The 15,698-nt window shown below is 67.6% G+C and carries 10 protein-coding genes and 1 pseudogene; 7 read left to right on the forward strand and 4 right to left on the reverse strand.

Features of this window, described 5'->3' with window-relative positions; genetic code table 11:
- Positions 1-187: 187 nt before the first annotated feature.
- The 3 genes and pseudogenes from ACFWAY_RS42900 to asnB form a co-directional block, all read left to right on the forward strand.
- Positions 188-918: pseudogene (locus ACFWAY_RS42900) on the forward strand (DUF222 domain-containing protein); the annotation flags it as partial.
- A 125-nt stretch (positions 919-1,043) separates the two neighbouring features.
- On the forward strand, positions 1,044-1,586 hold the full coding sequence (locus ACFWAY_RS42905; RefSeq protein WP_378514793.1) for a hypothetical protein: 543 nt from the start codon (positions 1,044-1,046) through the stop codon (positions 1,584-1,586).
- Between the two features lie 175 nt (positions 1,587-1,761).
- Positions 1,762-3,603, forward strand: coding sequence for an asparagine synthase (glutamine-hydrolyzing) (asnB, locus tag ACFWAY_RS42910; RefSeq protein ID WP_378514775.1), 1,842 nt, complete (start codon positions 1,762-1,764; stop codon positions 3,601-3,603).
- An 8-nt stretch (positions 3,604-3,611) separates the two neighbouring features.
- Here asnB and ACFWAY_RS42915 read toward each other — a convergent pair whose 3' ends face one another.
- Complete coding sequence (locus tag ACFWAY_RS42915; protein WP_378514776.1) at positions 3,612-5,105, reverse strand: carboxyl transferase domain-containing protein; 1,494 nt, start codon at positions 5,103-5,105, stop codon at positions 3,612-3,614.
- 179 nt (positions 5,106-5,284) lie between these two features.
- On the opposite strand from ACFWAY_RS42915, the gene ACFWAY_RS42920 reads away from it, so the two are divergent.
- The 4 genes from ACFWAY_RS42920 to ACFWAY_RS42935 are packed head-to-tail and all read left to right on the forward strand — an operon-like array spanning position 5,285 to position 10,316.
- A complete protein-coding gene (locus ACFWAY_RS42920) occupies positions 5,285-6,109 on the forward strand; it encodes an FAD binding domain-containing protein (RefSeq protein ID WP_378514777.1) in 825 nt (274 codons plus the stop codon).
- Positions 6,109-8,826, forward strand: a complete 2,718-nt coding sequence (locus tag ACFWAY_RS42925; protein WP_378514778.1) for a molybdopterin-dependent oxidoreductase — start codon at positions 6,109-6,111, stop codon at positions 8,824-8,826. The genes ACFWAY_RS42920 and ACFWAY_RS42925 overlap by 1 nt, the downstream gene beginning before the upstream one ends.
- Before the next feature lie 17 nt (positions 8,827-8,843).
- Entirely contained in the window at positions 8,844-9,827 is a 984-nt protein-coding gene (locus ACFWAY_RS42930) for an antibiotic biosynthesis monooxygenase (protein ID WP_378514779.1), read from the forward strand.
- 21 nt (positions 9,828-9,848) lie between these two features.
- The gene (locus ACFWAY_RS42935) at positions 9,849-10,316 is read left to right on the forward strand and encodes an SRPBCC family protein (protein WP_378514780.1); all 468 of its coding nucleotides are present in this window, start codon (positions 9,849-9,851) and stop codon (positions 10,314-10,316) included.
- Positions 10,317-10,326: 10 nt separating this feature from the next.
- Here ACFWAY_RS42935 and ACFWAY_RS42940 read toward each other — a convergent pair whose 3' ends face one another.
- The 3 genes from ACFWAY_RS42940 to ACFWAY_RS42950 form a co-directional block, all read right to left on the reverse strand.
- Complete coding sequence (locus tag ACFWAY_RS42940; RefSeq protein WP_378514781.1) at positions 10,327-13,506, reverse strand: multicopper oxidase family protein; 3,180 nt, start codon at positions 13,504-13,506, stop codon at positions 10,327-10,329.
- 90 nt (positions 13,507-13,596) lie between these two features.
- Complete coding sequence (locus ACFWAY_RS42945; RefSeq protein ID WP_378457047.1) at positions 13,597-14,790, reverse strand: ABC transporter permease; 1,194 nt, start codon at positions 14,788-14,790, stop codon at positions 13,597-13,599.
- Complete coding sequence (locus ACFWAY_RS42950; RefSeq protein ID WP_378457048.1) at positions 14,787-15,683, reverse strand: ABC transporter ATP-binding protein; 897 nt, start codon at positions 15,681-15,683, stop codon at positions 14,787-14,789. Before ACFWAY_RS42950 ends, ACFWAY_RS42945 begins: the two co-directional genes overlap by 4 nt.
- Between the last annotated feature and the right edge of the window lie 15 nt (positions 15,684-15,698).

The raw sequence follows: 15,698 nt of genomic DNA on the forward strand, positions 1-15,698 counted from the left end.
CGGTCATCATTCAGCAAAATCACTCAAGGCGATGATCTATCTCAATCTCGGCGGAATCGAGGTAAGACTGCCCACACAAACGTAAGGAGGGGCACACATGTTCGATACGGGGGTATTCGATCGGGGCGTTCGTGAGATGGTCTGCTGTCTCGTCGACGGGGAATCCGATGTGGGTCTGGTCGAGTTGATGACCGACCTGCATCGCAGTGAATCGGCGGTGGCCGAACGGAAGCTGGCGGTGATCGCCGAGCTCTTCGTGCGCCGCACCGCCGAGGTCGAGTCCGACGGGGCCTGGACGTCGACCGCACACGAAGTGGTGGAGGCCGAGATCGGTGCCGCCCTCACCATGGGGCGACCGGCGGCGGGTCGGCTGGTCGGCCTGGGTATGTCGCTGCGCACCCGGTTGCACGCCACGCGCGCGGCGATGGCGCGCGGCGATCTCGATATGTACCGGGTGCGCCTGATCGAGGACTCGAAGGCAAACGTCAGCGACGTCCGGATCGGCGAGGTCGAACATCAACTCCTCGAACAGGTTCTGGCCCCACCGCGATCCGGTGGAACCGGGTTGACCGGCCGTAGGCTCACGAACGCCGCCAACCGCATCATCGCGAGTCTCGACCCGGCAGGGGTACGGGCCAAGCGGGAGAAGGCGCAGGCGGACAGGTTCGTCGGAGTCAGCGCGGCAGAGGACGGCATGTGCCGAATCCTCGGATCCGTTCCCGCGGTGCAGGGTCGTGCATTCGACGCGCGACTGCCGAACTGGCAAACACCGTGTGCCCGAAAGACCTTCGAACGTACGAACAGAGGCGCGCCGACGGATTGTCCGCGCTCATCGACGGGGCCGGGTTCGTGCAGTGTGAATGCGGGCGCGTCGATTGCGGCCAGGACTCCCGCATCGCGACGACGGCGCGCAAGCCCCTCGTGCACCTGATCATGCTCGACTCCACACTCGGCGGCGGTGACGAACCGGCCTACCTCGATGCTACGGAATCGTCGACGCGGCGCACGCACGCGACATCGCGGCCGATGCGGATGTCGAACCGGTGCGGGCACCGAAGTCTGTCACCGCGACCACGTACCGTCCCGGCGTCGTGCTCGACACCTGGATGCGGGTGCTGGCCGGCGGGTGCGAATGGCTGCACTGCGATGTGGCGGCCTGGAACACGGACCTCGATCACCATCGGCCGTTCGACCACGCCGATCCCGCGGCCGGAGGTCCGACGGTGGCCGGGAACATGACCGCCTACTGTCGAAATCATCATCGGCTCAAGCATTCCGGACACTGGGCGGTGACCGCCGGCGGTGGAATCGAGTTGGTCGCGCCCACCGGCCACCGATACCGTCCGCGGTCGTCGGGGTTCCTGGGTGCCGGGCGAGACGGTGCGGCCGGGCGAGACGATGTCGCGACCGCCGACCCCGCAACCCGCCGTCGCACGCGTGCGCAGAACATCGCCGCCCGGATCCGGGCGGAGCGCCGCCGACGGCAGGCGCACCTCGATGCGGTGCGGCACCGGCCGCCCGGCGCACGCGCACCCGACTCTCACGCACCCGGCGCTCACGCACTCGACGAACCCGCGCCGTTCTGACCGGCGGCGTCTCCGGGCTCACCGCCTGCGCGCCGAAAAGGGTTACCGTGGAATATAGGTGGTTAGCAAGAGTAAAGAACTGTCAATGTGATTGCTACGGTTCGGACTCGGTTCGCCACCTCGCAACTGACCATGTGCGCGGAAAGAAGAGCGCCAGCGACAGCCGGAGGAACACATGTGCGGAATCGCCGGATGGATCTCGTTCGAACGCGATCTACGCGTCGAACAGTCCACCGTGGATGCCATGGCCGAGACGATGAACTGCCGGGGGCCGGACGATCGCGGTACGTGGGTCGTCGAACACGCCGCGCTCGGGCATCGAAGACTCGCGATCATCGATCTGCCGGGTGGGCATCAGCCGATGAGCGTGAACACCCCCGGCGGGACCGTTGCGATGGTCTACTCCGGTGAGGTGTACAACTTCGGGGAACTCCGCGAGGAGCTGTACGGGCGCGGTCACCGGTTCGCCACGGACTCCGACACCGAGGTGGTGCTCCACGGATACCTGGAGTGGGGAGAGGCCGTCGCGGAGCGGCTCAACGGCATGTATGCCTTCGCGATCTGGGATTCGCGGACCGACACACTCGTGATGATCCGCGACCGGATGGGCATCAAACCGTTCTACTACTACGAGACCCGAGACGGCGTCCTGTTCGGTTCGGAACCGAAAGCGGTCCTTGCCAATCCGATTGCCGAGTCGACCGTCACGATGGACGGGATCCGGGAGTTGTTCGCGTTCGTGAAAACACCGGGACACGCCGTGTGGGACGGCATGCGCGAGGTGGAACCGGGCACGGTGGTCACCGTCTCACGCACCGGAGTGCGGACGCACCGCTACTGGACCCTGGAGACCCGTCCGCACACCGACGACCGGGACACCTCCGTCGCGCACGTCCGCGAACTCCTCGATGACATCGTGCGCAGGCAACTGGTCGCCGACGTGCCGCGCTGCACCCTGCTGTCCGGTGGTCTCGACTCGTCCGCGATGACCGGTATCGCCGCCGAGCAGCTCGCCGAAGTGGGCGAGACGGTCCGCACGTTCGCCGTCGACTTCGTCGGTCAGACGGAACATTTCGTCGCGGACGAACTGCGGGGTACCCCGGACACTCCGTACGTGCACGACGTGGCCCGACGATCCGGTACCGCGCACCAGGACATCGTCCTCGATTCCGACGCACTGGCGGACCCCGCCGTGCGCGCGAAGGTCATCCGGGCACGCGACATCCCCATGGGTCTCGGTGACATGGACGCGTCGCTGTATCTGCTGTTCAAGGCGATCCGTCAGCACTCCACGGTGGCCCTGTCCGGTGAGTCGGCCGACGAGGTGTTCGGCGGGTACAAGCAGTTCTTCGACCCGAAGGCGCAGCAGGCGAACACGTTCCCGTGGCTGGTGCAGTTCGCCGAGCACTTCGGGGACGAGAGCAACATCTTCACCCCGGACGTGACGGCGGGGCTGAGCATGGACGACTACGTGCAGGACTCGTACGACGCGGCGGTGTCCGGGATCGACCGGCTGGACGGCGAAAACGACTTCGAATGGCGGATGCGCAAGATCTGCTACCTGCATCTGACTCGTTTCGTCCGGGTCCTGCTCGACCGCAAGGACCGCGCGAGCATGGCCGTCGGACTCGAGGTCCGGGTGCCGTTCTGTGATCACCGGCTGGTCGAGTACGTCTACAACACGCCGTGGTCGCTGAAGACGTTCGACGGCAGGGAGAAATCGTTGCTGCGGGCGGCGACCAGGGATGTGCTGCCGCAGTCGGTGATCGACCGGGTCAAGTCTCCGTACCCGTCAACCCAGGACCCGAAGTATGCGGTGGCGTTGCAGCAGCACGGCAAGGAACTGCTCAGCGACCCCTCGCACCCGGTGTTCGGCCTGGTCAGTGCGGACTGGCTGTCCCGGGCGGTGTCCGTCGACACCCCGCAGATCAGTCAGGTGTCGCGTCGCGGACTCGAGCGGACGCTCGACCTCGCGTTGTGGATGGACATGTACAACCCGACCATCAAACTGTCCTAGCCGACGCCCTAGCCCAGCCCGAGGTTCCGGTAGCGGGCGAGCCGGGCCGCGAAGCGTTCGCTCTCGGGAACCCCGGTCAGCGCGCGGAGTTCCCGGGAGATGGCCTCGCCGACCCGCTTGGAGAAGTCGACGGCCTCGTCGGCGGCGTCCGGATGTTCGGGGATGATGGCGTCGATGACGCCATTGCGCAACAGGTCGAGCGAACGGATGCCCTGGGCGGCCGCCATCTCGGGGGCGTGCGAAGTGTCGCGGTGGACGATCGCGCTGGCGCCTTCGGGAGGAAGCGGGGCCAGCCACCCGTTCTGCGCGGCGAGCACACGGTCGGCGGGGAGGAAGGCGAGCGCCCCGCCGCCCGTGCCCTGACCGAGCAGAACGGACACGGTCGGCGTCTTCAACGTCACGAGATCGGAAATGCAGCGTGCGATCTCGGGGGCCAGCCCGCGTTCCTCCGCCTCCTGCGACAGCGCTGCACCGAGGGTGTCGATCACCAGGACCAGGGGGATCTGCAATTCCTCGGCCAAGCGCATGCCGCGGCGTGCCTCGCGGAGGGCGGCGGGCCCCATCGTGTTCAGCGCCGACTGTCCGGCGCGGTCCTGGCCCAGCAACACGCACGGCGCGCCGCGGAAACGGGCCAGCGACAGCAGCACCGTCCCCTCGGTTTCACCCTGGCCGGTGCCGCTGAGGGGGACCTGCTCGGTGGCCGCGTGCCGCAGCAGGTGGCGGATGCCCGGCCGGTCGGCGCGCCGCGACAGCATCACCGACTGCCACGCGGGCACGTCGGGGATGTCGACGGTCGGCGCCGGTTCGGTGACGGCAGCCGACGTCGGCGCATCGATCAGCACCCGCAACGCCCGATGCACGAGCCGGCGCAGGCGGGTGGCGGGGACGACGCCGTCGATGACGCCGTTGCGGTACAAATTCTCGGACGTCTGCACGCCCTCGGGGAACTTCTCGCCGTACAGGGCCTCGTACACGCGGGGCCCGAGGAACCCCACGAGTGCACCGGGTTCGGCCACCGTGATGTGCCCGAGCGAACCCCAGGACGCGAAGACGCCGCCGGTGGTCGGGTTCCGCAGATACACCAGGTAGGGGAGGTGGGCGGCCTTGTGGGTGGCGACGGCCGCCGCGATCTTCACCATCTGCACGAAGGCGACGGTGCCCTCCTGCATGCGCGTGCCCCCCGACGTGGGCGAGGCGAGCAGGGGGAGACCCTCACGGGTGGCGCGTTCGATGGCGGAGACGATCCGCTCGGCGGCGGCCACGCCGATCGAACCGGCCAGGAACGCGAACTCGCACGCGATCACCGCGACCGGGCGCCCGCGGACGGTGCCGACGCCGGTGATCACCGATTCGTCTACCCCCGACTTCTCGGCGGCCCTCTGCAGGTCGGCGCGATACTTCTCGTTCGGCCGCGCATCGACTGGCGCGGTGTCCCAGGAGACGAAGCTGCCTGCGTCCAGTACCAACTCGAGCACGTCGTGGGCGGAGATCTTGGCGGCCATGGCCCTGAGAGTAGCGGTCGCGCCGGGGCGGCAGATGTCTGCTACGGCGGGTGACGGTCGCCTGTGCGGCCGGAACACGGCAAACAGCGCCGGGACCGCTTCCACGGTGTCTAGAGTCAGATGGGTTGACGCAGGCCGGGTACGAGAACGACGACACTTTCCCCGAGTGGAGCAGTCATATGGACCTCAACACCATCACCGATGTCGTTCGGCGCCCACCCGACCGGCCGGGAGCGCAGTGGCGGGAAGGCGACGCCTGGCTGGCCGGCGGAACGTGGCTGTTCTCCGATCAGCAGCCCGACCTGCGCCGTCTCGTCGATCTCACGACGCTCGGCTGGGACACCCTGGTGCCGAGCGACGCCGGCCTCGAGATCGGAGCGACGTGCACCATCCGTGAGTTGTATGCGCTTGCGCCGCCGGACGACTGGAGAGCCGCCTCATTGTTCGGAACGAGCTGTGAGGCGTTCCTGGCATCGTTCAAGATCTGGAATTCGGCGACGGTGGGCGGCAACATCTGCATGTCGTTGCCCGCCGGCCCGATGATCACGATGACGGTCGCGCTCGAGGCGACGTACACTCTGTGGGCAGCCGACGGGTTCGAGCGGATCGTCGACGCCGCCGACTTCGTGACGGGCAACCACGAGAACGTGCTCGCCCCGGGTGAGATCCTGCGGCGCATCGACATCCCGGTCAGCGCCCTGCGCAAGCATCACGCGCACCGCCGCTTCACGCTGACGCACCTGGGCCGTTCCACCCTGTTCATGATCGGCACCCGGTCGCCCGACAGCGACGACCTGCTGCTCACGATTACGGCGGGCACGACGCGTCCGATCCGTTTCGCGTTCGACGCCGCGCCCGACGCCGACGCGCTGCAGCAGCGCATCGACGCACTGCCCGAGGACGTGTGGTTCGACGACCCCAACGGCAGCCCCGACCACCGTCGCCACCTGGCGAAGCACTTCGCCGAGGAGATCCGGACCGAGCTCGCGGGAGGAGACCGCTGATGGCGTACACCGTGAACGGCAGGACGTTCGACGCGGAACCGAATCCCGGCCAGTGCCTGCGCACGTTCGTGCGCTCGCTCGGTCATCGCGGTGTCAAGAAGGGTTGCGATGCAGGCGATTGCGGAGCCTGCACCGTGTGGCTCGACGGCGATCCCGTGCACAGTTGCATCACGCCCGCGTTCCGCGCCGAGGGGCGGGAGGTGACCACGATCGAGGGCCTCGGTTCGCCGGAGGACCTGCATCCGCTGCAGCGGCAGTTCCGGGAGGCACCCGGGTTCCAGTGCGGCTTCTGCACCGCCGGGATGATCATGACCTCGGCGACGTTCACGGACGCGCAGAAGGAAGACCTGCCGCGCGCGCTGAAGGGCAATCTCTGCCGCTGCACCGGCTATCGGGCCATCGAGGATGCCGTCAACGGTGTCGCCGCGGTGGAGGTCGCCGAGCCGGGTCGCGCGGTCGGCACCAGCGTCGGGGCACCCGCGGCCACCGATGTGGTCACCGGCCGCGCCGAGTTCACGATGGACACCGAGGTCGAGGGCATGCTGCATCTCAAGGTGCTGCATTCCCCGCACGCCCACGCCCGCATCGTCTCGATCGACAAGACGGCGGCTCTCGCCGTACCCGGCGTGCACCGCGTGTACACGTGGGAGGACGTGCCCCGGAAGCGGTTCACGACCGCAATCCACACCGATCACCTCGTCGACCCCGACGACACGTACATCCTCGACGACACGGTCCGCTTCGCCGGCCAGCGGGTGGTCGCGGTGCTGGCGGACACGGTCGGCGCCGCGGAGGAGGGTTGTCGCAAGGTGGTCGTCGAATACGACGTGTTGCCTGCGGTGTTCGACCCTGAGGAGGCGATGGCCGACGGCGCACCGCAGCTGCACGGCTCGGACGACCCGTTCGTCCGCGATCCCGTGCACAACATCCTGCTCGAGCTCCACGGGGAGGTGGGCGACGTCGAGGCGGGGTTCGTCGAATCCGACGTGATCCACGAGGGCACGTACTTCTCACCACGCGTGCAGCACGCGCACCTCGAGACGCACGGGTCGATCGCCTGGATGGAGGACGGTCGCCTGCACGTGCGCACGAGTTCGCAGTCGCCGTCCATCGCCAAGGTCAAGCTGGCTCACCTGTTCGACCTGCGCCCCGACCAGTTGCGGGTGTTCTGCAAGCGCGTCGGGGGCGGTTTCGGTGGCAAGCAGGAGGTGATCTCGGAGGATCTGGTCGCGCTCGCCACCCTCGACACGGGCCGGCCGGTCTGCTTCGAGTTCACCCGGGAAGAAGAGTTCACGACGGCGTCGCCGCGGCACCCGATGAAGCTGACGATCAAGCTCGGCGCCCGCGCCGACGGCACGCTCACGGCGTTCCAGGTGCGCAACGTGTCGAACACGGGCGCGTACGGCAACCACGGCGGCGAGACGTTGTTCGCCGCAGGTGCCGCCATCTCGATCTACCGGTGTCTGAACAAGAAGTTCGATGCGTACTCCGTCTACACGAACAGCGTGCCCAGCGGAGCGCTGCGCGGGTACGGCATGACGCAGCCCGCCTTCGCGGTCGAGTCCGCCATGCACGAGCTGGCGGTCGCACTCGACATCGACCCGCTCGAGTTGCGGCGCCGCAACATCGTCCGCCCCGGGGACTCACTCGTCGCGATCGAAGACGGTCCCGACGACGTCGTGTTCGCGGAGGACGGGCTCGGGCAGTGCATCGATCTGGTCGACGCCGCACTGGGGCGGACCGGGAACGGGCAGGTGCTGGGCGACGACTGGCTCGTCGGCGAAGGCACCGCGAGTTCGCTGCACGAGACCGCGCCCCCGACCGAACACATCTCGGAGGCGTGGGCGACGCTCGGCGACGACGGCATGTACGAACTCGCCGTCGGCACCGTCGAATTCGGTGAGGGGACGTCGACCGCGCACGTGCAGATCGCGGCCACCCATCTCGGCACCACGCCGTCGCGGGTGCGTCTCGTGCAGTCCGACACCGACCGGACAGGCTTCGACACGGGGGCGTTCGCCAGCGCGGGCCTCTTCGTCGCAGGCAACGCCGTGTCGCGGGCGTCGGAGGCGCTGCGCGATCGCATCCTGGCGTTCGCCGCCGCGCACACCGGGGTCGACGTCGCGTCCTGCTCGATGGACGACGACGGGGTGCTCTGCGACGGCACGCGCGTGCCGCTGACCGAACTCCTCGACGCCGCCCGCCGCCGCGGCATCCGGTTCACCGAGGCGCGCAAGGCATACGGGTCGCCGCGCAGCGTCGTCTCCAACACCCACGGGTTCCGCATCGCCGTCCACCGGGTGACGGGCGAGATCCGCATCCTCTACAGCGTCCATGCCACGGACGCCGGGGTGATCATCAACCCGGTGCAGGTCCGCGGCCAGATCGAGGGCGGTGTCGCCCAGGGCATCGGATTCGCGTTGACCGAGAACTTCCAGGTCGACGACAACGGTGTGATGATCAACCCCAATCTGCGCAACTACCGCATCCCCACCTACGCCGACATTCCCCGTACCGAAGTGCTGCTGGTCGATTCGACGGACTCCGTCGGACCGATGCGCGCGAAGGGAATGGCGGAGTGCTGCATCAACCCGGTGGCGCCTGCGCTGGCCAATGCGCTGGAAAACGCGACGGGTGTGCGTTTCCGCGCGTTGCCGCTCACCCCCGAGCGGATCTACAGCCGAATCGGCGAGAACCGATCGGTTCCGACGACCTGAGCCGTGAGGAGAGGGCGATGGACACCGAGAAGTCCACCGAGAAGTCCACTGGCAACGCCGCGACGGTCATCATCGGCCAGAAGGTGCGCGCCGGCTCGGAGGAGGCCTTCGAGGCCTGGCAAAAGGACATGAACACCGCCGCGTCCCACTACCCGGGGTTCCTGGGCGCCGAGATCTCGCCGCCCACCGCCGTGCAACCCGACTGGGTCGTGGTCTACCGCTTCGATTCCGTCGCCCACGTGCAGGCCTGGATCAACAGCGCCACCCGGCAGCACCGCCTGGACGAGGGGCAGCAATACTTCGACGGCCCCGCCACCCAGCAGGTCATCAGCGGGGGCACGCGCGAGTCCGATCCGCTCGTGACGGTCGTCGTGACGCACCGTGTCGGTCCGGAGCACGTCGACGACTTCCTCGCGTGGCAGGATCGACTGCGATTGGAAGAGAGCAAGTTCGACGGCTTCCGCGGGAGCGAACTCTTCCGGCCCATCGAGGGAGTCCAGGACGAGTGGACCGCGCTGTACCGCTACGACAACGCCGCCGACCTCGACAGGTGGCTCACCTCGGCGAAGCGTCAGGAACTCCTCGCCGAGGGGGAGAAGTTCCACGACTTCGAATTGCGCACCATCGACAATTCCTTCGGGAGCTGGTTCGCGTTCGACGAGAACGGCAACGAGGCGCCGCCGCCGTCCGAAACCAAGACGTCGATCGCGGTGTGGGTCGGTCTCTATCCCACCGTCGTGATACTCACCCTCGCGTTGTCGCCGCTGAAGATGCCGCTGTGGCTCGGTCTGCTCATCGGAAACCTGCTGTCCAGCTTCATCATGAGCTTCGTGACGATGCCGTACTACGTGAACCGTGTGCTGGGGCGCTGGCTGCGGCCGCCCCCGGACGTTCCGGTAGCGACAACGAACCGTCGCGGGATCGCGATCGTCGCCGGGGTTATGGTGTTCTGGGTCATCGTCTTCTACCTGGTGACCCGCCAGTTCTGGACCCTGCCCTGAGAAGAAAGAAATGGGTGCTTCATGTCAGCCTCGGAGATCCGCGTGAGCCGAACGATCGATGCGTCCGTCGGCGCGGTCTGGGCGGTCATCACCGACCTGGACAACGCAGAGTCGGTGCTGAGCGGTGTGGAGAAGCTCGAGAGGCTGGACTCGACGAAATACGAAGTCGGCACGCGGTGGCGTGAGACGCGGGTGCTGTTCGGCAAGTCGTCGACCGAGGAAATGTGGGTCACGGAGATCGACCCGGAGAAGCGCACCGTGGTGAAGGCGTCGTCCCACGGCGCGGACTACACGACGGTGTTCACCCTGGAGCCTGCTGGTGACCGCACCACCCTGACCTTCCACTTCTCGGCGGAAGCAACTGGGCTCGGCGCATTTTCGAAGTTCATGATGAAAGTGTTCGGCTCCTTCGCGCTGAAGGCCACCACCAAGGCGATCCGGCGCGATCTCGACGACATCGCCGACGCCGCCGAGAAGCGGGCCGGCTGAGCGACTCCGTCTACCGCCCACCGAGAGGCACGGACCCTTGCGCTGCGGGGAGCGCGGGGAGGGTGCCCAACGGCAGCGGCACCAGCGTGGTGGATTGCGGATCGGCGCGGCCCAGCCCGAACTTGCGCACCTCGGTGCCGCCCGGCCCGGAGCCGCTGACGAGCAGGTCGGCGCCGGTGGTGGTGCTGGTGGTGGCCACCTGCACGCCCGAGCCAGGAGTGCCGCCGGCGAACGGTGCGAACGACGCGATCTGAGTGAAGACGACGTCGCCGGAGTGGTGGTTCGGGCTCTCCAGATACATGCCCGGTTCACCGTCGAGGCGTGACCCACTCGACCACACGCGAACACTGCCGTCGCCGCCCAGCATGCCGGTGACGATGCTCTTCGCTCCGCCTTCGGCGCCGGCCACCCACCCCGTCGAGAGTGAGACACCGCCGAGGTAGCTCTCGTCGAAGGCCAGGAACTCCGACGTCGTCCTCGGTCCGTCGGTGTGGCCGGCGTGCTCGTCCGCGGTGCCGTCGGCGGTCGCGGCGGCGGTCGGCTCGAACAGGTCGTAGCGGAACGTCTTCACGCGAGGCGCTTCTCCCGGCCCCGGGGCGGTGACGATGCCGGCCCGGCCCGAGTCCGCGTCGACCAAGCCCGTCGCGATGGTGACCCCGGCCTGCGACCCGGGGTAGGGGGTGAAGCTCGAGAAGACCTCGGGTGCCCCGCCCTTCCCGGTGGGCAGGGTGGACGAGAACACCTTCACCTGCGATTCGGTGCCGGGGCCCGTACCGACGATGATGTTGTCGGCCAGCGCGTTTCCGTCGATGTCCGCACCCGCGACGTTGACGCCCCCGCGGAAGCCGTCGTCGAACGGGGCGAACCGGGTCAGCTCGGCGGTGAACGGGCCGGAGCCGACATCGTTGCCGTCGTACGCGACGACCTCCGGTGCCACGCCCGCACCGGTCCCGGCGACGAGGTCGAGGATCATGTCGCCGTTGACGTCGGCCATCGCCACCGTCGGGGTGCCCTCGAACGACGGGAACGGTGTGACCGCGGCGATCACCTTGTCGCCGTTGCCGTCGTGGACCTGCACGGTCGCGGGGGTGCCCGCCGAACCCGGCGCCGCCACCGCGTACGTCGACACCTCGGGGATGACGTTGACGGTGGCCATCAGTCCGTTGTCCTCGTGGTTGAGGCGATGGCAGTGGATCACGAAAGTGCCCGTGTACTCCGTGAATTTCGTGCGCAGCGTCACCGATGCGGGCACGAGCGGGTTCTCGTTCGCGTCGGTGACGGGCGCCGGCACATTCACGTTGTCCTCACCCCACGGTTGCACCCCGGTCCGGGTGCCGGCGATCGGATCGACGATCTCCATCACCTGGAAGTCGTTGACGTGGATGTGCATCGGATGCTCGTCGTTGTTGAGGTTCGTGATCGACCATTCCTCGACCGAGTTGAGACGCGGCTGGATCAGCGGGATGTTCGGGAACGTGTTGTCGTCGAACTCGTAGGTGAAGGCCTTCGGGTCGCTGTTGCTGGCCTTCTCGTTGCCGAACCCGCCCGAGACCGTGAGAGTGCGCTTCACGTCGGGGGTCATCACCGACGTGTCCACGAAAGACGTGTACGCGTCGAGGTTCTGACCGGGCTCGAACGGCGTGGTCCGCCCGTCACCGCTGTCGGGTGTGACGTGCAGGAGGGTCTGGGTGGGGAAGGTGAAGAAGCCGTCGGCGTAGCTGATGACCGACGGGTCGACGGTCACCGTGCCCAGCTCGGCCGGCGGATTGTCGGTGCCGTTGTTCGTATAGAGCACGCCGGGGTTGGTGACGGGTTTCGCCCCTTCCAGCGGTGGCATGTCGAGCACCAGATCGCCGGTGTCCGGCATCGTCACGGCGATCGCGTACCGCGACCCCGGCGGGATGATGAGCCGGGTGCCGTCACCGGCGACGGGCAGCTGCACCCGGGTGAAGGGGTTTCCGTCCTGGCCGACGACGGAGAACTTCGGGTGGTTGCCCGTCGCGGTCTCGGTGAGTCTGAGCGGCATGTACGCGAAATCGCTGATGTTCGCCAGCGACCAGATCTCCGTCTGGCCCGGCTTCAGTTTCAGCTCCGGCTGGAACTGCCCGTTGATCGTGTACTGCACATCGCGTTCGTTGTCCGGCAGCGACGGGTCGGCGGGGACATTCGTCGAATCACTGCTGAAACTCTGGAGATTGCCCGGCACGAACTGGTTCTGCCCGCGATGATTCGCCGGCGACAGCGGCCCGGAATACCAATTGGTGAAGTACTGGGAGCCCTCCGTGGTCTCCGCGAAGTTCACGGGCGCGAGGCTCGGCTCGTACGTTCCGTCGGCGAGCTGTGTCCCCTCCGGCGGCTTCAGCGTGCTCACGAACTGTGGCCAGTTCGGGTCGTTCAGCTGGTGGCCGTTGCCTTTACGGTCGAATACGAAGTTGTACTGCAGCGCCATGTCGCGGATGGGAACGTCGTTCTGCGTCACCAGGGGAAGGTTGCCGTCGGGCCTGCCGATCTCCAGCAGTCCCGCGAGCCCCGCGTACGTCTGCTGCGCGGTCATCGTGTGACGGTGGCTGTGGTACCAGTACAGGCCGTTCGGCATGTCCTTCGGCACCGCGTAGTCGTAGACGTTGCCCATCCCGGCGGGGATGTCGAGCAGCACGTTGTCGGCGTTGCCGTCCGGGCTCACGTGCAAACCGTGGGTGTGCAGGTTCAGCGGCGCCGATTCGAGGGCCGGGGGATAGATCGGGACCTCCCCGCCCGCCGGCGTGAACGCGGGGTCGTAGAAGTCCTCGATCGTGAGGTTCCGGAGATCGTTGTCGTAGTGGATGATCAGGCGCTCACCCGGATCGACGCGCAACGTCGGTGCCGGATAGAGGTCGCCGCCGGTGGTCGAACCGTCTGAACTCGTGCCCTGCATAATTTCGTAACCGAAGACCAGGAAGTTGGACACCGGTTCCGAGACGGTATCGAGGTCGACCGTGCCCTGATGGGCCGACAGTCGAACTTCGAGCACCCCGTTCTCGCTCGACAGCTTGACCGGCTCCTTGTAGGCGACCGGGGTGCCGTCGGGTCCGGCGTTGCCACCGCCCGCAGTGGTCGGCTCGTCGGACGTGCATGCCGTCAGCATCAACGTCATGGACGCGACCACGGCGACGGCGATGGCGACGATCGGCTTCCTGCGACGGACGACCATGGGTGTTCCCCGTTCCGCGACGGCAGCTGAGCAGCATCGATCGACGATTCGAAGACTACACAGGGAACTTGGTCGTGCGCTGGGAATTCTCTACCTCCCGAGCGCCTCCTTCCACGACACGACCTTGCCGATCCGCAGGATCGAGCGCTGGTAGATCTTCGCGGCCAGCACGCTGAGCGCGGCGGTCACCGCGAGCATGAGGGCGATCGTGACGACCACCTGGACCGGGGACGCCACGCCGGCGGCGATGCGCAGCGGCATCAGGATCGCCGAGAACGGCGGAATCCAGCTGAGGACGTTGCTCAGGGTGCCGTCCGGGTTGCTCACCGAGGAGAAGGCGCTGAAGAACATGATGACGATCAGCACCATCAGCGGTGACGCGGTGGCGTTGACGTCCTCCTGTCGCGACACCATCGACCCGGCCGCGGCGTAGAGGACGGCGAAGAACGCGAATCCGAGCACGAACCAGCCGAGCGTTCCGGCCAGCACCCCGATCGCCGTCCCGGTCACGGTGAGCACGCCCGTCGCGAGTCCGGCGGCGACACCCGCCACACCGTAGGCGGTCAACTGGACGAGACCGACCGCGCCGATGCCGATCACCTTGCCCCAGAGCAGCTGCAGCGGACGGAGGGTCGAGAGGAGCAGTTCCACGACGCGGCTCGACTTCTCCTCGACGACACCCATCGCCACGTACATGCCGAACATCATGATCTGCATGTACAGCAGGACGACCACGGCGATGGAGAGGGCCACGCGCTGGCCCTTCTCCGGGTCGGGCGGATCGAGTGCGTCGACGGTGACGGCCGCCCGGCCGGTCGCTTCGGCGAGTTGCGCGGCGTCCACGCCCTGTGCGGCGAGCGCGCCGGCCTGAGCCTGCTGCACCACGGCCGCGTCGATCACGGTGCGAAGCCCGGAGCCGATCTCGGATTCGGTGACGGCCGTGACGGATCCGTCGGTGCCGGGAATCAGGGCGACGTCGAGGTCGCCGTTCCCCACGTCGTCCCGCGCGGCCTGTTCGTCCGTGGTCGGGACGACGTCGACCGGCGTCCCGACCACGTCACCGGTGGCGACGAGGGCGGGCGCGAGCGACTGGTCGCCGACGAGTCCGATGGTGGGGCGTTCGTCGTCGCCGCCCGAGAACAGCGAATACGCGACGATGCCGCCCACGATGGCCAGCAGGATGATCACGTTGCTGATGACGAAGCTCTTCTTCGCCACCTGTGTCAGGAATTCGCGGCGGGCCACGAGGCCGATCGCGCGGGCAGGGCTCAGTGGGGCACTCATGCCGTGACCACCTCTCGGAACAGATCGGTCAGGGTGGGCCGGTGCAGCGAGAATTCGTGCACCGGTCCGGTCTTCAGGGCGGTGTGCAGGATCAGCTGGTCGTCCACGTGGGCGTCGAGCGACAACAGGGTCCGGCCGTCGAGGTGACTGATCGTGGTGACGCCGTCGAGGTGATGGGCCCACCCGACCGGCGCCTCCGGCGCGTGGACTTCGAGTTGGGCGTTCCCGCCGCCGCGGAGTTCGTCGACGGTGCCGACGGCACGCATCCGGCCGTGGCTGATGATGCCGACACGGTGGCACAGACGCTGGACGAGTTCGAGCTGATGGCTCGAGAAGATCACCGGTACTCCGGTATTCGCCTTCTCCACGAGCACATCGCTCATGACGTCGACCGCGACGGGGTCGAGGCCGGAGAAGGGTTCGTCGAGAACCAGCACAGCGGGATCGTGGACGAGCGCAGCGGCCAGCTGGACGCGTTGCTGATTGCCGAGCGAGAGGGCGTCGACGGTGTCGCCGACACGGTCCGCGATACCGAGGCGTTCGGTCCAGCGGGCCACCGCTTCCCGCGCCGCCGAGCGGGAAATGCCGTGCAGCTCGGCGAGGTACTCGAGTTGCTTGCCCACCTTCATCTTCGGGTACAGCCCGCGTTCCTCCGGCATGTACCCGATGGTGCGCCGCACGTCCAGGTCCACCGGCTTGCCGCCGAGCCGGACCTCGCCGGAATCGGCGGACAGGACGCCCAGCGCGATGCGCATGGTGGTGGTCTTGCCGGCGCCGTTGCTGCCGACGAAACCGAAGATCTCACCGGGGCGGACCTCGAAGGACAGATCGTCGAGTGCGACGACCTCGCCGTACCGTTTGGAGATGCCGTCGATCGTGAGAGTGTGAGACATGGGTCCTTCCCGTTC

Origin of the sequence: Rhodococcus sp. NPDC059968 (assembly GCF_042738615.1) — a bacterium.
Lineage (GTDB): Bacteria > Actinomycetota > Actinomycetes > Mycobacteriales > Mycobacteriaceae > Rhodococcus_F.

Coding starts and splice junctions, on each gene's coding strand:
- asnB (WP_378514775.1), top strand. CDS start 1,762: ATGTGCGGAATCGCCGGATGGATCTCGTTCGAACGCGATCTACGCGTC.
- ACFWAY_RS42915 (WP_378514776.1), bottom strand. CDS start 5,105: ATGGCCGCCAAGATCTCCGCCCACGACGTGCTCGAGTTGGTACTGGAC.
- ACFWAY_RS42920 (WP_378514777.1), top strand. CDS start 5,285: ATGGACCTCAACACCATCACCGATGTCGTTCGGCGCCCACCCGACCGG.
- ACFWAY_RS42925 (WP_378514778.1), top strand. CDS start 6,109: ATGGCGTACACCGTGAACGGCAGGACGTTCGACGCGGAACCGAATCCC.
- ACFWAY_RS42930 (WP_378514779.1), top strand. CDS start 8,844: ATGGACACCGAGAAGTCCACCGAGAAGTCCACTGGCAACGCCGCGACG.
- ACFWAY_RS42935 (WP_378514780.1), top strand. CDS start 9,849: ATGTCAGCCTCGGAGATCCGCGTGAGCCGAACGATCGATGCGTCCGTC.
- ACFWAY_RS42940 (WP_378514781.1), bottom strand. CDS start 13,506: ATGGTCGTCCGTCGCAGGAAGCCGATCGTCGCCATCGCCGTCGCCGTG.
- ACFWAY_RS42945 (WP_378457047.1), bottom strand. CDS start 14,790: ATGAGTGCCCCACTGAGCCCTGCCCGCGCGATCGGCCTCGTGGCCCGC.
- ACFWAY_RS42950 (WP_378457048.1), bottom strand. CDS start 15,683: ATGTCTCACACTCTCACGATCGACGGCATCTCCAAACGGTACGGCGAG.